This is a genomic window from Streptomyces sp. NPDC028928 (genome assembly GCF_055564915.1).
On sequence record NZ_JBVHVI010000014.1, the window covers coordinates 172,330 to 194,138 of the forward strand.

The window sequence follows — 21,809 nt, forward strand, 5'->3', positions numbered from 1 at the left end:
CCTTGTCTGCTTTTCTGCTCCTCGTCATCCCCTTCTCCCCCCCCCCCCCCCCTCCCCCCCCCCCCCCCCCCCCCCCCCCCCCCCCCCCCCCCCCCCCCCCCCCCCCCCCCGCCACCGGTCACTTCGTCGCGGTCAGATGGGCGAACACCACCACATTGCTGGTGTATCCGGTCCGCCGGCTGAAGAGGCCGCCGCAGGTGATCACCCGCAGCTCCGGGCGGCCGGTCGGGCCGTAGACCTCCTTGTCGGGGAAGCCGGCCTTGTCGAAGACCTTCACCCCGTCCACGGAGTAGACGGCGGTACGGCCGTCCGCCCGCCGGACCTCGATGGGTTTGCCGGCCTTGACCTGGGCGAGTCCGGCGAACACGGCCGGTCCGGTCCGGGTGTCGCGGTGTCCCACGGCGACCGCGGTGCCGGCCTCGCCGGGCGTGGGACCGCCCTCGTACCAGCCGACCAGCCTGGGTGCGTCGACGGGAGGTGTCTCCAGTTCGCGGTTCCGGTCGAGGCGGAGCGGGGTGATCGGGGCGTCGATCCCCAGGGAGGGCACGCGGAAGGACGTCGGCCGGGACCGGGGCAGCGGGCGGGGCGGCGGGGTCGGAGTGGCGGGGGGCGGGGGGTCGTCCGGGTCGGCGTCCCCTCCGCCGGACCGGGAGTCCGCGCCGAAAGCCGCCGCGGAACCCCGGCCGGTCCCGGCCGCTCCGCCGTCCGGCCCGCACCGGGCCACCACCGTCACCAGGACGACCGCCAGCAGGGCCGTCCTGACGAGACGGTAGGCGCGGGTCCGGTACCAGGGCCTGCGTCGGTACCTACGCGGCACCATGGGGCCGCCGGCGGATCAGCCGGACGTACACGACACCGCAGACGGCGACCAGACCCACGGCGGCCGCGGCGGCCACCGGGGAGTACGCGGCGGCCGTGTCGATGAGACCGCCGCCGCCCGCGTGCACACCGCCCTTGGGGCCGTCGTGGTCGTTCTTGCCCCAGCCCCCGTTGTTGTTCTGCTGGTCGTCGGAGATCTGCCCGCCCGGACCGTGCTCCCCCTGCTCTCCCTCGTGGCGCCCGTCCTTGCAGTTGACGCGGAAGACCTTCTCCTTCACGGCCGCGGGGGTCCCCACGATCCAGCTGATCTTGTACTGCCCGTCCGCCAGGCCCAGCGGGTCGGTGTGCCCGGCTCCCCCGGCGAGCTGGATGACCCCGGAGACGGTGGCGGCGGTGGGCAGCGGGGGCTGCGGGGTGATGGTGTACGCGATGCTGGTCAGGGTGTCGAAGTTGACCGCTTCGAGATAGAACCTGCAGACCACCGGATCGTCCTTGGCCGACCCCACGAGCGACGTTCCGTGGAGGTGGCGCTCGTCGTGGATCCGGATGTCGCCGTTCTCCCCCTGGGCCACCGCGCTCGGCGCCGCCACCCATGACGCGCCCGCCGCGGCGAGGGCGGTGAGGACGACTGTGGCGCCCGCGCGGGAGCCGACGGCACGTGGGAGTGTCAGGGTGGGCATGCGCAATCCTCCGAGTTCAGACGATTTTCATACAAATCGCTCTTTCGCCTGGACTCTCCGTCATGGGCCGCGCGGCCCCGGGCACCGACGCCCGACGCGCCGTCAGAGATCGCTCGTGCGGCGCAATCCCGGGCGCTTCGGCCCTTTCCCGCTCACCCGTCCGGACGGCCCCTCGGACCGGCCCGGCGAGCGCAGCGCCACCCCCGACGACAGCAGCAGCAACACCCCCAGCATCACGAACGGCGCCGCCACCCCGGCCACACCGGCGACCAGACCCGCGGCGGCGGGCGCGGCGACCTGACCGAGCCGGTTGCCGGTCAGCCGCAGGGCGAGCGCGGTGGAGCGGGCCTGGTCGGGCGCGGCCTGCACCACCGTCGTCATCGACAGCGGCTGGCCCACACCCAGGCAGAAGCCGAGGACCGCGAGCATCGCGCCGAGCGCCCACACCGGCACCGGCAGCGCCACCCCCGCGCACAGCAGGGCGGCCAGCAGGCAGGTCACGGTGAGCAGCGCGGGCCGGCCGAGCAGCCGCAGCAGCGGGGTGAGGACGAGCCGGCAGGCGATGGTGGCGCCGGCCCGGAGGCTGAGCAGGACACCGATCACCGAGGGGGCGATGCCCCGGTGCTCGCCGACCACCGGAAGGTAGGCGGTGAGGATGTCGGTCGCGGACAGCACCGACAGGCTGATCAGCATGCCCGCGGGCACGCCCCGGGCGCGCAGGATCCCGGTGACCGGCACGCGTTCGCCCTGCCGCGGACGGGAGCCGACCACCGTACGGTCCTCGATGCGCCACAGCGAACTGAACGCCACGGCCGCGCCCGTCCCCGCCACGACGAGGGCGAGCGCGCTGCTGTGGGCCATGTCCGGGCCGCCGATGAGGGCGCCCGCGGCGACGGGGCCGATGAGCTGGCCGAGGGAGGCGCCGATGGTGAAGTGGCCGAAGTTGCGGTCCTGTTCGTGCGGCGCGGACTGGCGGGCCACCAGCGACTGGGCGCCGATCACGAAGCAGAGGTGGCCGAGGCCCATCACCCCGCTCCACAGGGCCATCGCCCACAGGGAGCCGGCGAGCCCGCTGAGCGCGCAGCCGCCCGCGATGAGGAGCACGCCCACCGGCAGCAGGGGCGCACAGCGCCCGTGGTCGGTGCGGCGGCCGAGCGGTACGGCGGCGAACAGCGGCAGCAGCGCGTACACACCGGCGATGACACCGACCGCGCGTTCGTCGGCGCCCAGCGCGAGGGCCCGGTAGGAGACGGCGGGCCGGGCCATCGACACCGCCCCCTGCGCGAAGGAGAAGGCGATGACGAGGCGGAGCAGCCAGCCGCGGTTCCCACCGGGCGCCATGGACACGACCTCCGTGCAGTGAGTCAGATGATGCCGAACAGGATTCCCGCGCCGAGCACCACCAGGGAGGTGAGCGCGGCCCACTTGACGACGAACCGGGTGTGGTCGCCGAACTCGACCTTGGCCATGCCGACCAGGACGTACACGGCCGGGACGAGCGGGCTGGACATGTGCAGGGGCTGGCCGACGATCGAGGCGCGGGCGATCTCCACCGCGGAGACGCCGTGCGCCTGGCCGGCCTCGGCGAGCACCGGCAGGACGCCGAAGTAGAAGCCGTCGTTGGACATGAAGTACGTGAGCGGGATGCTCAGCACGCCGGTGACGAAGGCCATGTGCGGGCCCATGCCGGCGGGGATGTTGTCCACCAGCCACTTCGCCATGTGGTCGACCATGCCGGTGCCCTGCAGGACGCCGGTGAACACGGCGGCGGCGAAGACCATGCCGGAGACGTTGAGGACGTTCTCCGCGTGGGCGGCGATCCGGGCCTTCTGGTCCGGCATGTGCGGGAAGTTGACGGTCAGGGCGAGGGCCGCGCCGAGCAGGAACAGCACCGGGATCGGCAGCCACTCCATGATCATGGCGGTGAGCAGGGCGACCGTGAGCAGCGCGTTGAACCAGTAGAGCTTGGGGCGCAGGGTGGCGCGGTCCGGGTCGAGGACCTGGAGGCTCGCGTCCTCGGGCTCGTCGGGCAGGTCCACGCCCGGGCCGGGGCCGCCGGGCTTCTTCGTGTCGTTGCCGGCACCGGCGCCGACCAGCACCGTCTCGGTCTCCTCCACCAGCACCTCGTCCAGCGTCAGCACGCCGAGACGCTTGCGTTCCCGGCGGCCGAGGACGTAGGCGAGGGCGAAGACGAACAGCAGGCCCATGGCGAGGGCCGGGATCATCGGCACGAAGATGTCGCCGGCGTCGACCTTCAGCGCGGTGGCGGCACGGGCGGTCGGGCCGCCCCACGGCAGCGTGTTCATCACGCCGTTGGCCATGGCGGCGACACCGGTCATCACGACCAGGGACATCTTCAGGCGCTTGTACAGCGGGTACATCGCCGAGACGGTGATCATGAAGGTGGTGGAGCCGTCGCCGTCCAGGGAGACGATCGCGGCGAGGACGGCCGTACCGACCACGATCCGCAGCGGGTCGGCCTTGCAGAACTTCAGGATGCCCCGCACGACGGGGTCGAAGAGGCCGACGTCGATCATCACACCGAAGTAGACGATCGCGAACATGAGCATCGCCGCGGTGGGGGCGAGGCCGGTGATGCCGTCGATGACGTAGTCGCCGAGCTTGGCGCCCTTGCCCACGAACACGCAGAAGAGCGCGGGTATGAGCACGAGCGCCGCGATCGGCGACATCTTCTTCAGCATGATCAGGACCAGGAAGGTCGCGATCATGGCGAAGCCGAGGATGGTCAGCATGAGTGGATACCTAACGTTCGCCCTTGAACATCCCACCTGGGGGTCGGCGGTGCGATGACGTTAGGTCCGTTCAAACGGCGTTAACAAGACGTTGACGTGCGAGCAATACGCGCAAAAGTCCAGGTCACAGCAGTGCAACGACCTCGACGGGTACGCCGTTGAGCACCGCGTTGCCCGACAGCGGGTCGAGCAGGCTGCCGTCGAGCAGCTGGTTGACGTTGACACCGGGGTCGCCGGCGGCGTGGCTGAGCCGGGTGCCGGGCCGGTCGTGGCCCCAGCCGTGCGGCAGGCTCACCACACCGGGCCGGACGCCGTCGGTGACCTCGGCGGGGGCCGTCACCGCACCCCCGGCGCCCTTGACGCGGACGTCCGCGCCGTCCCGGACGCCGAGCCGGGCGGCGTCCTCGGGATGGATGTGCAGGGTGCAGCGGTTGCTGCCGCCGGTGAGGGCGGGCACGTTGTGCATCCAGCTGTTGTTGGAGCGCAGATGGCGGCGGCCGACGAGGACGAGTCCCGCCGGCCGCTCGTCCAGCGCCCGGCGCAGCCGCGGGAGGTCGGCGGCGATCGGCTCGGGCAGCAGCTCGACCTTGCCGCTGCGGGTCTTCAGCGGCTGCGGCAGGCGCGGGCGCAGCGGACCGAGGTCGATGCCGTGCGGGTGGGCGAGCAGCTTCTCCAGGGTCAGCCCGTCGGGGCGGGCGCCGAAGCCGTCGCCGTACGGGCCGAGGCGCAGCATCAGGTCGAGCCGCCGCTCGGGGCCGTTGTCGCCGGTGAGCCGGGCGGCGAGGTCGCGCGGGTCGCGGCCGTACACCGGTGCGTGCTCGTCCTGGACGGCCTTGCCGAGCGTCTGGTCGATGACCATCGCGTCGACGGCGGCCGGGTCGGTGCCGTGCATGCCGGTGGCGGCCAGGATCAGCCGGGCGAGGATCTCGCTCTCGGCCATGCGGCCGGGCTCCAGCGGGACCGCGGGGCGGGTGTAGCGGACCTGGTTGCGTACGGCGAGGGTGTTGAAGGCGAAGTCGTGGTGCGGGCTCTGGGAGGGCGGGGGCGGGGGCAGCACGACGTGGGCGTGGCGCGAGGTCTCGTTCAGGTACGGGTCGACGCTGACCATGAAGTCCAGGGACGCGAGGGCCTTGTCGAGCCGGTCGCCGTCGGGCGCGGAGAGCACGGGGTTGGCGGCGATCGCGATCAGCGCGCGGACCGGGGTGCCCTCGTCGGTCGCGGTGTCGATCTCCTCGGCGAGCGCGGAGAGCGGCAACTCGCCCTTCGCCTCCGGGTGTTTGCTCACCCGGGAGTGCCAGCGGCCGAGCTGGAAGCCGCGGCCGGGGCCCGCCGGGCGGGGCGTCCGGTCGGTGGCGGCCTGCGGGAAGAGGGCGCCGCCGGGGCGGTCCAGGTTGCCGGTGAGGATGTTGAGGACGTCGACCAGCCAGCTCGCCAGGGTGCCGTGCGGGACGGTGCAGCTGCCGATGCGGGCGTACACGGCGGCGGTGTCGGCCGCGGCGAGGTCCCGGGCCAGGGCGCGGATCTCGCCGGCGTCCAGGTCGCAGGCGGGAGCCACGGCCTCGGGCGTGAAGTCGCCGAGGGCGTCCCGGAGTTCGGCGAGACCCTGGACGTGCGGGGCGAGGTGCCCGAGTTCGACCAGGTCCTCGGCGAAGAGGGTCTGCGCCATCGCGGCGAGCAGCAGGGCGTCGGTGCCGGGGCGGATGGCCAGGTGGCGGTCGGCCAGCCTGGCGGTGCGGGTGCGGCGCGGGTCCACCACGGTGAGCCGGCCGCCGCGGGCCTTGAGCGCCTTGAGCCGGCCGGGGAAGTCGGGGGCGGTGCACAGACTGCCGTTGGACTCCAGCGGGTTGGCGCCGATGAGCAGCAGATGGCCGGTGTGGTCGAGGTCGGGCACCGGGATCGCGTGGGCATCGCCGAACAGCAGCCCGCTGGAGACGTGCTTGGGCATCTGGTCGACGGTGGAGGCGGTGAACAGGCTGCGGGTGCGCAGGGCGCCGACCAGGACCGGCGGGTAGAGACCGCCGGCCACGGTGTGCACGTTGGGGTTGCCGAGGACCACGCCGACGGCGTCGGGGCCGTACCGCTCCACGACCGGGCGCAGGCCGGCGGCGACCGCGTCGAAAGCCTCCTCCCAGGTCGCCTCGCGCAGGGTGCCGTCCTTGCGGACGAGCGGGGTGCGCAGCCGGTCGGGGTCGCCGTCGACGGCCCCGAAGGCGGCGCCCTTGGGGCAGATGAAGCCCTTGCTGAAGACGTCGTCCCGGTCGCCGCGGGCGCCGGTGACGCGGGTGCCCTCGAGGGTGAGGGTCAGCCCGCAGGTGGCCTCGCACAGGGGGCAGATTCGCAGGGCGGTGCGGGACACGGGTCCTCCCGTAAGGGTCGGCGGCGGTGCCGTGCAGGCGGGCCGGGGCCGGGGCAGGCAGGTCGGAGCGAGCATACCGACCGGTAGGCATGGAGGGGAGCCTTCTTTCCGGAGGCTTCTTCACGGCACGGTGCGCGCTTCGGGGCGCGCGGCGCCCCGGCTCAGTCGAGCACGCGCCCCAGGTATGCCCGGAGCAGCTCCCGCGTCTCCTGGATGATCGCCTCGTCCCCCTGGGAGTCGACCCGGAAGGCCAGCTGGACCAGGGTGTCCGCGGTCTCCACGGCGACCAGGAAGACGCGGCGCAGGTCCGCGTCCGGGGTGCGGCCGAGATAGCCGGAGAGCAGGTGGATGAGCCGGTCGGCGACCCGGGTGTTGGGCTCGGCCTGCCGGACGCCGACCGGGATCTGGTTGCCGAAGTCGACCAGGGAGAAGCCGGGTGCGGTGCGCTTCATGCCGAGGTACTCGTCCAGGACCGCGTCCATCGCGGCCCGCCAGTCCCCCTTGCGGCCCTCCTTCAGCCGCTCGGTGACGCGCTCGACGTACCGCTCCAGGTTGCGCTGGGCGAGCGCGTCGGCCATCTGCCGCTTGTTGCCGAAGAAGCGGTAGACCGAGCCGATGGGGACTTCGGCGCGCTCGGCGACCGCGCGCGTGCTCAGGGCGTCGTAGCCGACCTCGTCGAGGAGTTCGGCGCAGGCGTCCAGGATCCTGGTCAGCCGTTCGGCGCTGCGCCGCTGGACGGGCGCACGGCGGAGCGATGTCGCATGGGGCACGGGCTTCATGATGCCTTTCCGCCGGGGTCCGGTGAACCTCCCCCCACAGTACGGAGACAGGTGGCCGGTGCACTCATGTGCGGGCGGGGTTCATGCGCCGGCGGCGGGCGACCCGGTTCCGGCCGGTGCTCCTCCCGTGCCCGTCTCCGCGTCGGACACCGTTATGTCGGCGCCGCTCTCGACCGGCTTGCCGTGGACGGCCCACACCGTGCCGTCGTCGGCGTAGAGGCGCGCGGTGATCTGGTGGGTGCCCTGCGGGACGGCGCCGGCGCCCAGGTGGTACGTGGGGCTGTGCAGCACGGCGACCCGGTGGCCGTCCACGAAGAGGCGGGCGAATCCGCGGCCGGTGACCGCCACCGGCCGCGCGTCCGGCGCGGAGCAGCGGAAGTGCCGGAAGGCCAGCCGGACGTCCCAGCCGCCGGACGGGTCCGGGGTGACCTCGACGGCGACCTCGGGGGCGTTCTCCTTGGGCACCTCCCGCAGGTTCCGGCCGGTGTCGTCGGTCTCGTCCAGGACCTTGCCCACGGGTGAGGACGAGACCGCGCCCTCATGCGCCTCGCTGGTGGTGCAGGCCACCGCTGCGAGCGGCAGCAGGGCGCACACCGCGAGCGCGGCGAGCCGTCCACGCTTCCCCTTCGTCCACGACATGACCGGGAGCGTAGAACAGCGGCCCGTTCCCCCGGATCCCCCTCAAGTCGGGTTCCGGCCCTACCTCTGAGGGAGGACCCGGCGCCCTCTTGCGCGGGGCCCCGCTCATTCCTACGGTGTTGCATAGGAATCGGAGCGCGAGGAGCGAGCATGAGCGGGGACGCACGGAAGACCGCCGAGGGGCTGTCGTATCTGACCGGGTTCGGCAACGAACACGCCTCGGAGGCGGTGCCGGGCGCCCTGCCCGAGGGCCGCAACTCGCCGCAGCGCGCCCCGCTCGGCCTGTACGCGGAGCAGCTGAGCGGTACGGCCTTCACCGAGCCGCGGGCGCACAACCGGCGCTCCTGGCTGTACCGCGTCCGCCCCTCGGCCGCGCACCCGGCGTTCACCCGCACCGGCAACGGCGCGATCCGCACGGCCCCCTTCACCGAGACGGTGCCTGACCCCAACCGGCTGCGCTGGAACCCGCTGCCGGAGCCCCCGGCCGGCACCGACTTCCTCGCGGGCCTCTGGACGCTGGGCGGCAACGGCGACGCGACCCAGCGCTCCGGCATGGCCGTGCACCTGTACCACGCCAACGCCTCGATGGAGCGGGTCTTCTCCGACGCCGATGGCGAGCTGCTGATCGTGCCCGAGCGGGGCGGGCTGTTGCTGCACACCGAATTCGGCCGGCTTCATGTGGAGCCTGCCCATGTTGCGCTGATCCCGCGTGGGGTGCGCTTCCGTGTGGAGCTGCTCGATGAGTCGGCCCGAGGTTATGTGTGCGAGAACTATGGGGCGCCGTTCCAGCTCCCCGATCTCGGTCCGATCGGTGCCAACGGGCTCGCCAATCCGCGGGACTTCCGGGCGCCCGTCGCCGCGTACGAGGACGTCGAGGGCCCGGTGGAGGTGGTGAACAAGTTCTGCGGCAACCTCTGGACGGCCACCTACGACCACAGCCCGCTGGATGTGGTCGCCTGGCACGGCAACCATGTGCCGTACGTCTATGACCTGCGCCGGTTCAATGTGATCGGCACCATCTCCTACGACCACCCCGACCCGTCCATCTTCACGGTCCTGACCTCCCCGTCGGACACCCCGGGCCTGGCCGGCGTGGACTTCGTGGTCTTCGCGCCGCGCTGGCTGGTGGGCGAGGACACCTTCCGGCCGCCGTACTTCCACCGGAACGTGATGAGCGAGTACATGGGCCTGATCGAGGGGGCGTACGACGCCAAGGCGGAGGGCTTCGTGCCGGGCGGCGGCTCGCTGCACAACATGATGTCGGCGCACGGCCCGGACCGGGAGACCTTCGACCGGGCGAGCGCGGCCGAGCTGCGGCCGCAGAAGATCGACGACGGGCTGGCGTTCATGTTCGAGACCCGCTGGCCGGTGACCCTCACGCCGCAGGCGGCGGGCGCCGAACACCTCCAGCAGCGCTACGACGACGTGTGGCAGGGGCTGGAGCGGCACTTCCGGGGGTGACCGCCACCGTTGCGCCGAACGTTCTCCGCCAGGTACGGATAGCCGCGTGACCTCCTTCGCTCCGGATTCGATCGTCCTGAACCGCAAGCTGCCGCTGTGGTACCAGGTGTCGCAGTCGCTGCGCGCCTCGATACTGGGCCGCTCGCCCGAGGACCCGCTGCGCCTGCCCACCGAGGAGCAGCTGGCGGAGCACTACGGCGTGAGCGTGCTGACCATGCGGCAGGCGCTGAAGGAGCTGGAGGACGAGGGCCTGATCAGCAGGCACCGGCGGCGCGGCACGTTCATCGAGCCCGACGTCCGGCGCGGGGCCCCGGTCCGGCTGCTGGGCTCGGTGGACGCGATCGTGGCCCAGCAGTCCGGGATGACGACCGAGCTGCTCGGCCACGGGCGGGTGCCGGTGCCGGCCGGGCTCGCCGAGTACTTCCCGGACTGCGCGGAGGTGGCGTCGTACCACCGGCTGCGCTGTGACGAGAAGACCGGCGAACCGACCAACCACGCCGTCAACCACATCCGTCCCGAACTGGCCGAGCGCATCGACGTGGACGACCTGGTCCGCTGGCCGATGACCAAGGTGCTGCGGGACGTGGTGAAGGCGGACATCAGCCGGATCACGGACACCGTGGAGGCCCGGCTCGCCGACCCGGAGACGGCCCGTCTGCTCGAAGTCCCGCTGCTCAGCCCGATCCTGCACTACACGGGCGTGACGTACGACAGCGAGGGGCGGGTGCTGGACGTGGCCGTCATCCACTACCGGGGGGACAGGTTCTCGTTCACCGTGACGCTGGACGCCACCTGATCCCGGGGGCGGGTGAGGCCGTACCATGCCCAGCGTGACGCACGACGACGCTCCGCTGCTGGCGGACCTCATGCCGTGGTCCGTCGCACCGCTGCGGCCGGGCCGTGCCTGGCCGGCGGCGCCCGATCCGGCCTCGCTGAGGGCCCGCTGGGACGCCCTGCTGAAGGCCGAGGGCCCCGACCGGGAGGCCCTGTTCGAACCGAGCCGCGCCCGTACGCTGCAGTCGGCGGTGGGCCAGCTGCCCGGCCAGTCCACCGGCACGGAGCGGCTCGTGCGCGCCGGGGGACCCTGCGCGGAGCCGGTGCGGGTCCTGGCGGCCCCCTTCGACGAGCAGTGGCTGATCCCGGACCACCGGCTGCTCGACACGGCCCGCCCGGAGCTGTGGCGGGTGGCGGACGAGCAGCAGGTGTTCACCGTCGAGACGGGCGACGCGGACACCCCGCTGCTGGCGACCTCGCACCTGCCGGTCCTGCGCACCGGCCGCGTCCGCCCGCTGTACCGCCGCCCCGGCGGCACGGAACCGAACCTGGCCCCCGGCCTGCTGGACCATCTGTCGGCCCGGCTGGGCGCCCGCCCCTGTGCGCCGGACGTGCTGGCGTGGATCCTGGCGACGGTCCGCCCCGACCTCACCGTCCCGCTCACCGAGGACCCCGGCGTCTGGGCGTCCGGCGTGGACGTGGGCCGCCGGACGCTGTGGCTGATGCGGCGCGACGGCGAGCGCCCCAAGCTGCCGGGCGGGCGCCGCCCGTACGTCCGTGCGCCCCTGCCGGCCCGGCCGCTCGGTCTCCGCTACGACCGTGACGAGGAGACCCTGCACCTGGACGAGGGCCGCATCTCCCCCGTCCCGCCCGAGGCCTGGGACTACGAGGTGGCCGGAGCACGGGTCCTGGAGACCTGGTTCACGGTCCGTACCGCACCGGCCGAGCCGGGTACCCTCACCGCGATCCGTCCGACGACCTGGCCGCAGACCTGGACGTCGGAACTGCTGGAGCTGGTCACGGTCCTCGCCCTGCTGGCGGAAGTGCGGGCGGCACGGGCCGAGTTGAAGGTGACGTCACCGGTCACGGCGGCGGAGCTGCGCCAGGCGGGCGTCCTGCCCGTGCCGGCGCCCGCCCGCCGTCCCGCCTCGGTCCTCGACCACCACGAGGAGGGCCCGGACGGACAGTTCGCGCTGCTCTGACCGCCGGCCCGCCCGCGCAGGGCGGTCTCCAGCCGGGCGATGTCCTCGGCGTCCTTGGCCCGGCGGGGCCGGGAGGGGTCCCAGACGGGCATCATGCGCTTGATCTCGATCTGCACGCGCGGGTCGACGATCGGCGCCTCCAGCGCGCCGATCCGGCCGGGTACGGCACCGAGCAGCCCGTCCGGCCAGGGAGTCCCGGCTCAGGGGCCGCCGGCGACGGTCACCCGGCCCCCGGCGTCCCGGTCGACCAGCGTGAAGCTGCTCTCCAGGCCGTCCTTGACGAAGTCGAGCTGGAGACCGGCGGGCGGCCCCGGCACCGGCGTGTGGCCGAGCCGGGTCAGCGTGCGGGCGAGGGGCGCCGCGTCCTTCGCCCGGGCGAACCAGTCGATGTCCCCGTGCTCCCGGGTGACCTCCCCGAGAAAGAAGTCCATGGCACGCGAGGAAGGCCGGCGCATGCCCACGCAACCCGGCTGCTGACAAAACGGTCGGCCCGGGGAGATCATCCACCCCATGGATCATCTCCCGCTGCCCCTGGAGGGCATCACCGTCGTCGCCGTCGAGCAGGCCGTGTCCGCGCCCTTCGCGACCCGGCAGCTCGCCGACCTGGGCGCCAGGGTCATCAAGGTGGAGCGGATCGACGGCGGTGACTTCGCGCGCGGCTACGACACCGCGGCCCGCGGCCTCGCCTCGCACTTCGTGTGGTGCAACCGCGGCAAGGAGTCGATCGCGCTGGACCTGAAGGACCCGCGCGGTCTGGACGTCGTACGACGCCTGGTCGCGGACGCGGACGTGTTCGTGCAGAACCTCGCGCACGGGGCCGCCGCCCGGCTCGGCCTGGACGCGGCCACGCTGTGCGCCGCGCACCCCCGGCTGGTCGCCGTGGACATCTCGGGCTACGGCGGCTCGGGGCCGTACGCGGACAAGCGGGCGTACGACATGCTCGTGCAGTGCGAGGCGGGGCTGGTGTCGGTGACCGGGACGCCGGAGCAGCCGGTGAAGGCGGGCATCCCGGCGGCGGACATCGCGGCGGCCATGTACGCGTTCTCCGGTGTGCTGGCCGCGCTCGTGCGGCGCGGCACGACCGGGCGGGGCGGGCCGGTGGAGGTGTCCATGCTGGAGGCGCTCGCCGAGTGGATGGGTCATCCGCTGCACCATGCGATGCACGGGGGTGAGCCGCCGGCGCGCACGGGACTCGCGCACGCCGTGATCGCGCCGTACGACGCCTATCCGACGGCGGACGGCGGGCGGGTGCTGCTGTCGGTGCAGAACGACCGGGAGTGGCGGCGGCTGGCCGACCAGGTCATAGGCCGCCCGGAACTGGGCACGGACCCGGCGTACGCGACGAACGCCGCGCGGGTGGCGCACCGGGAGCGGACCGATGCCCTGGTCGCGGGGGCGCTGGCGGTGCTGGACGCCGAGGAGGCGCTGGCGCGGCTGGAGGGGGCGGGTATCGCCTGTGCCCGGCTGCGGGATCTGCACGAGCTGGCGGAGCATCCGCAGCTCGCGGCCCGGGAGCGGTGGCGTCAGGTGGGTTCGCCGGCCGGACCGCTGAAGGCACTGCTGCCTCCCATCACGCTGCCGGGCGGGGACGAGGCACAGATGGGTGACGTGCCCGCACTCGGGCAGCACACCGGAGCGCTGCTGCGTGCCGTGGGGATGACGGACGACGAGATCGCAGCGCTGCGCCGGGACGGTGTGGCAGCCTGAGCGCGGGCACCCCTGCTCGGGGTCAGGGGCCCTGCGGTGCGGTCAGTGACCGCCGAACAGCGAACGGCGCAGTCGGCGCAGCGGCGCGAAGAGGGAGACGCGGCTGACCCGCGCGCCCCGGTCACTGCGCCGGTGCGTGGTGTCACGCGCCGTCAGTTCGCGCATCAGCGAGGTCGCCTCGACCGTCTCCCGCTGCGGTATGGCGGGACCCGCCAGCACCGAGAGATGGCGGTCGAGGCGCGAACTGGTCGCGCTGCTCCCGCAGGTGATCGCAGGGACCCTGGCCCTGCTGCGCACTGTTATCTGTTCCATGTCACTCCCCACCCGTACGAGTCCACCCGGCCCGGGCAGGGTAACCCTATCGCCCCGGTGGGGCACGCGTGTATCTCGGCCACAGGATTCACCTTCCCTGTAAGGGGGTTGACCATCCCTCTTTGACTACTCTCCGAATCCGACCGATTTCAGGGTGAGTTGGACAAGCGGCTGGCTGGTGGGCTGTGCTGATCCGCCATCAGGCTCGACGGTTACGGCGAGTGACGTCGAGGAGGGGTCGAGGCCCTTCGTGACCAAGGGCGTGTCGCCCGCGAGGAGCCCCAGGGAGCGCGGTTGTGCACGGGGGCGCATGAGCCAGAGCTGGTGGACGCGTCCGCCGGGCGGGGCGCCGTATCCGCTGAGGGTGACGACGGCCTCCCGCTCGGAGGCGGAAGCGATCACTCCGATACTGCGGCCCCGTGCGTCCTCGCTGCTCGCCGCTCGGGCGTCGGGAGCGGCCAGAACGTGGGCGATCTCACGTGCCCGGGCCTGCTCCGCGTCCAGCCGGTCCTCGGTGCGGTGCGCCTGGACGGCGAAGAGGGAGGCGACGACGAGGGCCGCGGCGGCGGTGGCCGTGGCGAGCGGGGCGAACAGGGGGCGCCCGCGGGGGGCGCGGGTGCGGGCCGGCGGGGGCTGGGTGCCCCAGACGTGCGGCGGCAACTGGGGCGTGCGCTCCCGGGACGGCGCCCGGTCCCGCGCGCCCGCGTGGTTGCGCGCCGGCTCCTGCGGGGTGCTGCGGACGGCGGCCAGCACCCGGTCGCGCAGGGCGGCGGGCGCGGGGGCCGCCGTGGACCAGGCCAGCCGGACCGCGTCCTCGGCCAGGTCCCGCACCTCGGCGGCGCAGCGGTCGCAGCCCGCCAGGTGTTTCTCGAAGCGGCGCCGCTCGCCCGGTTCGAGGGCGTCGAGCGCGTAGGGCGCGGCGAGGGAGTGCAGGTCCTCTCGGCGCAGCAGCTTGCCGAGGATGCTCATGCGGCGCCTCCCAGGCACTCGCGCAGCCGGGTGAGTCCGTCGCGCATCCGCGTCTTGACCGTGCCGAGCGGCAGCTTCAGCCGCTCGGCCACCTCACGGTAGGTGTACCCGTCGTAGTAGGCGAGGGTCACCGACTGGCGTTGCAGGGCCGTGAGCCGGTGCAGACAGCGGCGCACCCACTCGCGTTCCAGGCCGGCCTCGACCTCCTCGGCGACCTGGTCGAACGCCGGTTCCCCGGCGCGCAGGGCCTCGCGCTGCTCGCGTTCCCCGGCCGCGCGGGCGCTGCGCACCCGGTCGACGGCGCGGCGGTGGGCGAGGGTGAGGACCCAGGACAGGGCGCTGCCCCGGCCGGGGTCGAAGCGGGCGGCGGAGCGCCACAGTTCGAGCAGCACCTCCTGGGCGACCTCCTCGGACTGGGCGGGGTCGCGCACCACGCGTCGTACCAGTCCGTACACCGGCCCGGACACCAGTGCGTACAGCTCCTCGAACGCCCTCTGATCGCCTCCGGCCACGAGCACCAGCAGCTCGTCCGCCTGCATGCGGGCCCCCTCTCCGTGGCCGCAGCCGGCTCTTCCCCGCGCACCGCGCATCCGCACCGAGACACACCTCCCCGAGGGTTTACGGATGAGCGGGCCGAAAACGCGGGTCCTGAAGCGGGAAAAAGTTTTTCGCCGTCCGACCAAACCGAACGGCGGGTCCGCTCCGTATACCCGTCCGTCAAAGGCAAGTCGGCACTGAGGACGGACGGCATGACACCTCTCTTCTCCAGGGACGGTTCGGGACGCAAGGGCCTGGCCACGCTCATCTGCGGCGCGCTGGCCGCCGGAGGGCTCGCAGCCGCCGGCGTCGCCACGCTGGCACCCGGGGCGGCCTCCGCCTCCTCCCACCGGGAGGCCCCGCTGATCTCGGGCACCCCGCAGTACGACAACACCGACCTGTACGCGTTCGTCAGCCCGGACAAGCCCGACACGACGACGATCGTGGCGAACTGGATCCCGTTCGAGGAACCGGCCGGCGGACCGAACTTCTACACGTTCGCCGACGACGCCCAGTACGACCTCCACATCGACAACAACGGCGACGCACAGGGCGAGCTGGTCTTCCGCTACACCTTCAAGACGCGTACGAAGAACGGGGACACGTTCCTCTACAACACCGGTCCGGTCACCAGCCTGGACGACCCCGACCTCAACATCACCCAGACGTACGACATCGACCTCATCAAGCTCAGCAACGGGCACGAGATGTCGAAGACCAAGCTGGCCGACGACGTGCCGGTGGCGCCGTCGAACGTCGGCAAGGCGTCCATGCCGGACTACGGCAAGCTGCGGGCGCAGGCGGTGTACAAGACGGCGGGCGGCGCCGCGACCTTCGCCGGGCAGGCGGACGACCCGTTCTTCCTGGACCTGCGCGTCTTCGACCTGCTGTACGGCGGGAACCTCACCGAGGTCGGCCGGGACACCCTCAAGGGCTACAACGTCAACACCATCGCCCTCCAGGTGCCGAACGACATGATCCGCGAGTCCGCCCACCAGCCCGTCGTCGGCATCTGGTCCACCACCCAGCGCCGTAACGCCCAGGGCTACTACAGCCAGGTCTCGCGCCTCGGCAACCCGCTGGTCAACGAGGTCGTCAACCCGCAGAAGGACAAGGACAGGTTCAACGCGTCCCAGCCCGCGTACGACGCCCAGTTCCTGAAGAACGTCACCAACCCCGAGCTGCCGAAGCTCATCGAGTCCATCTACAAGATCAAGGCACCCGCGGAGCCGCGCAACGACCTGGTCGACGTGTTCCTCAAGGGCGTCAAGGGCCTCAACCAGCCGCCGCACGTGAAGCCTTCGGAGGAGCTGCGGCTGAACACCTCCATCAAGCCGAGCATGCACCCGAAGCGGCTGGGCGTGCTGGACGGCGACAACGCGGGCTTCCCGAACGGGCGTCGGCTCAGCGACGACGTGATCGACGCGGCACTGCAGGTCGTGGAGGGCGAACTGGTCGGCTCCAAGAACGACTTGGGTGACGCGGTCGACAAGAACGACAAGAAGTTCGAGAACTACTTCCCCTACGTCGCCCAGCCCACGGCCGGTTCGCGCGGCGCGCTCGCCAAGGGCACGACGGCGGGGACGGACGTGCGCAGCCAGCTCGGGGACGCCCTCCAGCCGGCCGGGTCCTCCTCCACCGGATCCGGCAACACCATGCTGATCGCCGCGTCGGCGGCCTCCGGCGCGGCCGGGATCCTGCTGCTCGGCACCGCCTTCGCCTGGTGGCGCCGGCGCATGCAGCGCGCGTACTGACCCCCGCACCCACCGAGACCGGCGCGGCCCGTACCCCCCCTCCCCCACGGCGGGCCGCGCCTCCCACACGACCGACGGAGGAAAAGGCATGGTCCCGCGCGGGCAGGACGAGGAGAAGGACGGGCCGAGGGCGGGCGTCAGCGGCGACACCGTGCCGAACCCGGCCACACCGGCACTCTCGGCGTCGGGACCGGCGGCCTCCGGCCCCGACACGGGCGCCGAGAGCGGAAGCGGGAGCGCCGGGCAACGCGCCTGTGCCGACGGCGAGAGCGGCACGCGACGAGCCGCCGGCGTCGAGGACGCGAGCGCCCGTCAAGGGGCCGCCGGTGGCGCAGGCACGAGCGCGGGAGAGCACACGGCCCCCGGCGCGGACGAAGGCACCGGTCACGATGAGCGTGTCGCCGCCGTGCGGCGGGTCGGGGCCGTCGGGCGGCGGTGGCGGTCTCTGCAGCTCGCCTGCTCCGCCGCGCTGTTGGCGGTGGCCATGACCGGCGGGGCCATCGCGCTCGGCGCCGACCGGGCGCCGCGGTCCGTGCCGGTCGCCGCCGGGGCCGTGGATCCGGGAGTGCTGGGCGGCGGGGACCTGGACGCGAGCATCACCGCGCTCCAGGGGCAGTTGCGGGCGCAGCCGAAGGATCACGGCGGCTGGGCCACCCTCGGACTGGCCTACGTCGAGCAGGCGCGGACCAAGGGGGACCCGTCCCGGTACCCGCAGGCCGAGCGGGCGCTGCGGCGGTCCCTGTCGCTGGCGCCGGGCGACGACCGGGCCCTGGCCGGCCGCGCCGCCCTCGCCGCGGCCCGGCACGACTTCGCGAACGCCCTCGCCTGCGCGGACGCGGCCCTGCGCCGGAACCCGTACAGCGAGCGCGCGCTGTCCTCGCGGATCGACGCCCTGGTGGAACTCGGCCGGTACGCCGACGCGGAGCGGGCCGCGCGGACCGCCGACGCCCGCCGGCCGGGCGTGCCGGTGTTCACCCGGTACGCCTACGTACACGAACTGCGCGGGGACGTCGGCACCGCACGCCGGGTCCTCCAGCAGGCGCTGTCCGCGGCCACTTCGCCGGGCGACACGGCGTACGTCGCCACCCAGCTCGGCCAACTCGCCTGGAACCAGGGCGACTACAAGACCGCCCTCACCTCCTACGCCCGCGCCCTCGCCGCCGACGACGGCTACCTCCCGGCGCTGGAGGGCCGGGCCCGCGCCCGGGCCGCGAGCGGTGACCGGGCCGCGGCGATCAAGGACATGGAGGCCGTGGTGGCACGCTCCCCGCTGCCCGGGCCGCTGGTCGCACTGGGCGAGCTGTACGAGGCCCGGGGCGCGGCCGGCGACCGGGCGCGGGCCCGGCAGCAGTACGCACTGGTCGACGCCTGGACCGCGCTGGCCCGCGCCAACGGAGTCAACGCCGACCTGGACACCGCGCTGGCCGCCGCCGACCACGGCGACAAGGCCTCCGCCCTGCGCGCGGCCCGCGCCGAGTGGGCCCGCCGGCACACCGTGCACACCGCCGACGCGCTCGCCTGGGCCCTGCACGTCAACGGCCATGACGAGGAGGCCCTGCCCTACGCCCGCCGGGCCACCGCCACCGGCTACCGCAACGCCGCCTTCCTCTACCACCGCGGCGTGATCGAACTGGCCACGGGCCACGAGCGGGACGGTCGCGCCTCCCTGAGGGCGGCCCTGAAGCTGAACCCCGGCTTCTCCCCGCTGGGCGCCGCCGAGGCCCGCACGGCACTGGAGGCCGCGAAGTGAAGCTGCGTCTGCCGTTCGTCCTCGTCGCCGCCGGCGCCCTCGCGCTCCTCCCGGCCGGCACCGCGAGCGCGCACCCGCTCGGCAACTTCACCGTCAACCGCTACGACGGTCTCGTCGCCGCCCCGGGTCAGCTCCGCGTCGACCACGTGGAGGACCTCGCCGAGATCCCGGCGACCCAGGCCGAGCCCGACATCCAGCGGCTGGGCCTCACCGCGTGGGCCGAGCGGCGGTGCACCGAGGCGGCGCGGGGCAGCAGGCTCACCGTCGAGGGACGCACCGCTCCGCTGACCCCCGGTTCCGCCCGTGCCGAGCCGCGGCCCGGGCAGGCCGGGCTGAACACGTTGCGGGTGGAGTGCCGGTTCACCGCGCCGCTTCCCCGGGGGAAGTCCGTCACCCTCGGCTTCCACAGCGCGGGGGCCGCCGGCGGGCCCGGCTGGCGGGAGATCACCGCGCGCGGCGACCGTACGACGCTCACCTCGACGGACGTACCGAAGACATCCGTCTCACGCGAACTCACCACCTACCCCGCGGACTTGCTGTCCTCTCCGGCCGACACCGCCGCCGCCTCCGTGCGCGTGCGCCCCGGTGGGCCGGCCCTCGCCGAAGAGCGGCAGGACGCCCCGGGCGCCGCGGTGCTGCCCCGGGGCGCCGACCGCTGGACCCGCGCCCTGGACGACCTCGTGGCCCGCCACGACCTCACGCTCGGCTTCGCCGCCCTGGCCCTGCTCATCGCCGTCGTCCTCGGCGCGATGCACGCCCTGGCGCCGGGTCACGGCAAGACCCTGATGGCCGCGACGGCGGCGGCGCGCGGGGGCCGGGCCCGGCCGCGGGACGTGCTGCCGCTGGCCGCCTCAGTCACCGTGACCCACACCCTCGGCGTAGTCGCCCTGGGCCTCCTCGTCACGGCCGGCTCCGCCGCCGCGCCCGCGGTGATCTCCTGGCTGGGCATCGCCAGCGGCGCCCTGGTGCTCGGGGCGGGCGTCACCCTCGTACGCCGGGCCTGGCACGGCCGTGCGCGGACCACCGCCGCTCTCCACGAAGAGACGGAGCAGCGCGAGTTGGCGGTGGTGGGCGTCGGCCACAGTGCCGGTCACCACCCTCACCACCATCACAGTGGTGAGCACACCCATGGGGGCCACACCCACACGCACGCCCACACACACGGGGACCACACACACGGGGACCACACGCACGCCCACACAGACGGAGGCCACACACACGCAGGTCACACCCACACTCACGGCGGTCACACCCATACCCACCCCGTCGCCCCCACCCTCCGCGGCACGATCCTGCTCGGATTCGCCGGAGGGCTCGTGCCCAGTCCGTCCGCCGTGGTCGTACTCGTCGGCGCCGCAGCGCTCGGCAAAGCCTGGTTCGGGCTGCTGCTCGTCGTGGCGTACGGGGCGGGTCTCGCGCTGACGCTCACCGCCGCCGGCTTCGCCGTCGTACGGCTGGGCGCGGGGGCGGGCCGGGTGCTGGAGCGGCGCCCGCGCTGGACCGCGCACCCGCTGACCGCCCTGGTGCGCCGGACCCTGCCGCTCGTGTCGGCGCTGGTCGTGCTGGCGCTGGGCATGGGATTGGTGCTCAAGGGGGCCGCATCCGCTTTCGGCTGAGCTACTTTTGTGGAGAATTCGCGCGAGATGCCTTGGGGGGCGCCCGTGTCCGAGGAGCCGGGGCCGGAACGTGTGATCGCGGACCGCTACCGTCTGCTGTCCCCGCTGGGCGAGGGCGGCATGGGGACCGTGTGGCGCGCCCGGGACGAGGTGCTGCACCGCGAGGTGGCCGTCAAGGAGGTGCGGGCGCCGGCCGGGCTGCCCGGCCCGGAGGTGGAGCGGTTGTACGCGCGCCTGGAGCGGGAGGCGTGGGCGGCGGCCCGGGTCGCGCACCGCAACGTGGTCACGGTGTACGACGTGGCCATGGAGCGCGGCCGGCCGTGGATCGTGATGGAGCTGGTGCGCGGGCTGTCCCTCGCCGACCAGCTGGAGGCGGAGGGTCCGCTGCCGCCGCAGCGGGCCGCGCACATCGGTGCCGAGGTGCTGTCCGCGCTGCGCGCCGCGCACGCCGCCGGGGTGCTGCACCGGGACGTGAAGCCGGCCAACGTGCTGCTGGCGGGCGACGGCCGGGTGGTGTTGACGGACTTCGGGATCGCCTCGGTGGAAGGCAGTTCGGCGCTGACCATGACCGGCGAGGTGATCGGCTCGCCCGAGTTCCTCGCGCCGGAGCGGGCGCTGGGGCGCACGCCGGGTCCCGAGTCGGATCTGTGGTCGCTGGGCGTGCTGCTGTACGCGGCCGTCGAGGGGATCTCCCCGTTCCGGCAGGACACCCCGCTCAGCACGCTGCGGGCCGTGGTGGACGAGGAGTTGCCGCCGCCGCGGTGGGCCGGGCCGCTCGCGCCCGTGATCCGTGGGCTGCTGCGCAAGGAGCCCGCCGAACGGCTGCCGGCGGAGCAGGCGGAACGGGAGCTGCGGCTGGTCGCGGCGGGCAGGACGCTGGGGGCGGACGGCGGGCAGGCGGTGTCCGCGTACCCGCCGTCGGCGGCGGACCGGCGGCCTCGGGAGTCGTACCGCACCCCGCCGGTGCCGTATCCCGCCCCGCCGATGCCGTTGCCCGGCGGCCGTCCGGAGCCGACGGCCACGGCCGCCGAGCGGGGTCCGCGGCCGCAGCGCGATCGCCGCGCCGCCGTGGCGCTGGTCGCGGGTGTGCTCGCGGTGCTGTGCGCGCTGGCGGGACTGACGTACGCCCTGCTGAACCGCGACGACCGGGGCGGGCAGGGAAACGACACCGCGAGCGGCACCGCCGTCCGCTCCCCCAAGCCGAGCAACGGCACCGACACGCACACCGGAGCGCCCGCGCCCGCTCCCACGCCCACGCGCGGCAGCGCCTCGGCGAGCAGCCCGCCCGCGCAGTCGGTGCGCGTCACCCTGACCGGCGCGCACACGGCGTACTCGGGGGCGTGTCCGCCGCCGGCCGCACAGGCGCCCGCGTTCACGGCCGCCTTCACGGTGGGGCGTGTACCCGCGCGGGTGGAGTACCGGTGGGTGCTCGCGCACGGGTCGGTGTCGGACCCCGGGTGGCAGACGCTGCCGTTCCCGGCGGGCGGCACGCGGACGCGGCAGCGGCAGGTGACCGTGACGACGTACGCGGAGGGCGGGACGATCGAGAACGGGATCAGCGTCGAGGTGCGCGGTCCGGTGCGGACCACCTCGGACTCGGTGCCGTTCTCGGTCACGTGTACGACGGCGACGGAGACCCCGTCGGGCGGGGCCTCCCCTTCGCCGTCGGGCTCGCCCTGAGCAGGTTCACCCGGAAGGGCG

Annotated in this window: 19 protein-coding genes; 8 read left to right on the forward strand and 11 right to left on the reverse strand. The window is 73.7% G+C overall.

The genetic code is table 11. The annotated features are described in order from the left end of the window. Nucleotides 1–118 precede the first annotated feature (118 nt). From ACZ4U1_RS31025 to ACZ4U1_RS31055, 7 genes are all read right to left on the reverse strand, one after another. Nucleotides 119–820 carry a class F sortase gene (locus ACZ4U1_RS31025; protein ID WP_467907473.1) on the reverse strand — a complete coding sequence of 234 codons (702 nt, stop codon included), beginning with the start codon at nucleotides 818–820 and terminating at the stop codon, nucleotides 119–121. Then, nucleotides 807–1,499 carry a hypothetical protein gene (locus ACZ4U1_RS31030; protein WP_467907474.1) on the reverse strand — a complete coding sequence of 231 codons (693 nt, stop codon included), beginning with the start codon at nucleotides 1,497–1,499 and terminating at the stop codon, nucleotides 807–809. Before ACZ4U1_RS31030 ends, ACZ4U1_RS31025 begins: the two co-directional genes overlap by 14 nt. 102 nt (nucleotides 1,500–1,601) lie before the next feature. After that, a complete protein-coding gene (locus tag ACZ4U1_RS31035; RefSeq protein ID WP_467907475.1) occupies nucleotides 1,602–2,840 on the reverse strand; it encodes an MFS transporter in 1,239 nt (412 codons plus the stop codon). A gap of 23 nt (nucleotides 2,841–2,863) precedes the next feature. Next, nucleotides 2,864–4,252, reverse strand: coding sequence for a CitMHS family transporter (locus ACZ4U1_RS31040; protein ID WP_467907476.1), 1,389 nt, complete (start codon nucleotides 4,250–4,252; stop codon nucleotides 2,864–2,866). Between the two features lie 124 nt (nucleotides 4,253–4,376). After that, nucleotides 4,377–6,608 carry a molybdopterin oxidoreductase family protein gene (locus ACZ4U1_RS31045; protein WP_467907477.1) on the reverse strand — a complete coding sequence of 744 codons (2,232 nt, stop codon included), beginning with the start codon at nucleotides 6,606–6,608 and terminating at the stop codon, nucleotides 4,377–4,379. Between the two features lie 161 nt (nucleotides 6,609–6,769). After that, on the reverse strand, nucleotides 6,770–7,387 hold the full coding sequence (locus ACZ4U1_RS31050) for a TetR/AcrR family transcriptional regulator (protein WP_467907478.1): 618 nt from the start codon (nucleotides 7,385–7,387) through the stop codon (nucleotides 6,770–6,772). A gap of 81 nt (nucleotides 7,388–7,468) precedes the next feature. After that, complete coding sequence (locus ACZ4U1_RS31055) at nucleotides 7,469–8,026, reverse strand: hypothetical protein (RefSeq protein ID WP_467907479.1); 558 nt, start codon at nucleotides 8,024–8,026, stop codon at nucleotides 7,469–7,471. A gap of 150 nt (nucleotides 8,027–8,176) precedes the next feature. On the opposite strand from ACZ4U1_RS31055, the gene hmgA reads away from it, so the two are divergent. Genes hmgA through ACZ4U1_RS31070 form a run of 3 tightly spaced genes read left to right on the forward strand, consistent with a single transcriptional unit; the run spans nucleotide 8,177 to nucleotide 11,463 of the window. Further along, a complete protein-coding gene (hmgA, locus tag ACZ4U1_RS31060; protein ID WP_467907480.1) occupies nucleotides 8,177–9,487 on the forward strand; it encodes a homogentisate 1,2-dioxygenase in 1,311 nt (436 codons plus the stop codon). A 46-nt stretch (nucleotides 9,488–9,533) separates the two neighbouring features. Beyond that, nucleotides 9,534–10,283, forward strand: coding sequence for a GntR family transcriptional regulator (locus tag ACZ4U1_RS31065; RefSeq protein ID WP_467907481.1), 750 nt, complete (start codon nucleotides 9,534–9,536; stop codon nucleotides 10,281–10,283). 25 nt (nucleotides 10,284–10,308) lie between these two features. Then, on the forward strand, nucleotides 10,309–11,463 hold the full coding sequence (locus ACZ4U1_RS31070) for a type ISP restriction/modification enzyme (RefSeq protein ID WP_467907482.1): 1,155 nt from the start codon (nucleotides 10,309–10,311) through the stop codon (nucleotides 11,461–11,463). 200 nt (nucleotides 11,464–11,663) lie between these two features. Here ACZ4U1_RS31070 and ACZ4U1_RS31075 read toward each other — a convergent pair whose 3' ends face one another. Beyond that, nucleotides 11,664–11,894, reverse strand: a complete 231-nt coding sequence (locus ACZ4U1_RS31075; protein WP_467907483.1) for a hypothetical protein — start codon at nucleotides 11,892–11,894, stop codon at nucleotides 11,664–11,666. Between the two features lie 79 nt (nucleotides 11,895–11,973). Here ACZ4U1_RS31075 and ACZ4U1_RS31080 point away from each other — a divergent pair, with 79 nt between their 5' ends. After that, complete coding sequence (locus ACZ4U1_RS31080) at nucleotides 11,974–13,170, forward strand: CaiB/BaiF CoA transferase family protein (RefSeq protein WP_467907484.1); 1,197 nt, start codon at nucleotides 11,974–11,976, stop codon at nucleotides 13,168–13,170. Between the two features lie 42 nt (nucleotides 13,171–13,212). Here the strand turns inward: ACZ4U1_RS31080 and ACZ4U1_RS31085 are convergent, their stop codons facing one another. From ACZ4U1_RS31085 to ACZ4U1_RS31095, 3 genes are all read right to left on the reverse strand, one after another. Further along, nucleotides 13,213–13,482: a hypothetical protein gene (locus ACZ4U1_RS31085; RefSeq protein WP_230921270.1), complete on the reverse strand. Its 270-nt coding sequence runs from the start codon at nucleotides 13,480–13,482 to the stop codon at nucleotides 13,213–13,215. Between the two features lie 126 nt (nucleotides 13,483–13,608). Then, entirely contained in the window at nucleotides 13,609–14,451 is an 843-nt protein-coding gene (locus tag ACZ4U1_RS31090) for an anti-sigma factor (protein WP_467907485.1), read from the reverse strand. Then, nucleotides 14,448–14,990 (reverse strand): sigma-70 family RNA polymerase sigma factor, encoded by a 543-nt coding sequence (locus ACZ4U1_RS31095; RefSeq protein ID WP_467907486.1) that lies wholly within the window; start codon nucleotides 14,988–14,990, stop codon nucleotides 14,448–14,450. The genes ACZ4U1_RS31090 and ACZ4U1_RS31095 overlap by 4 nt, the downstream gene beginning before the upstream one ends. Before the next feature lie 210 nt (nucleotides 14,991–15,200). Here ACZ4U1_RS31095 and ACZ4U1_RS31100 point away from each other — a divergent pair, with 210 nt between their 5' ends. From ACZ4U1_RS31100 to ACZ4U1_RS31115, 4 genes are all read left to right on the forward strand, one after another. Then, nucleotides 15,201–16,742, forward strand: a complete 1,542-nt coding sequence (locus ACZ4U1_RS31100) for a DUF4331 domain-containing protein (RefSeq protein WP_467907487.1) — start codon at nucleotides 15,201–15,203, stop codon at nucleotides 16,740–16,742. An 88-nt stretch (nucleotides 16,743–16,830) separates the two neighbouring features. Next, nucleotides 16,831–18,492, forward strand: a complete 1,662-nt coding sequence (locus ACZ4U1_RS31105; RefSeq protein ID WP_467907488.1) for a tetratricopeptide repeat protein — start codon at nucleotides 16,831–16,833, stop codon at nucleotides 18,490–18,492. Beyond that, nucleotides 18,489–20,108 carry a HoxN/HupN/NixA family nickel/cobalt transporter gene (locus tag ACZ4U1_RS31110; protein ID WP_467907489.1) on the forward strand — a complete coding sequence of 540 codons (1,620 nt, stop codon included), beginning with the start codon at nucleotides 18,489–18,491 and terminating at the stop codon, nucleotides 20,106–20,108. Before ACZ4U1_RS31105 ends, ACZ4U1_RS31110 begins: the two co-directional genes overlap by 4 nt. A 27-nt stretch (nucleotides 20,109–20,135) precedes the next feature. Next, nucleotides 20,136–21,788 carry a serine/threonine-protein kinase gene (locus ACZ4U1_RS31115; protein ID WP_467907490.1) on the forward strand — a complete coding sequence of 551 codons (1,653 nt, stop codon included), beginning with the start codon at nucleotides 20,136–20,138 and terminating at the stop codon, nucleotides 21,786–21,788. Nucleotides 21,789–21,809: the final 21 nt, after the last annotated feature.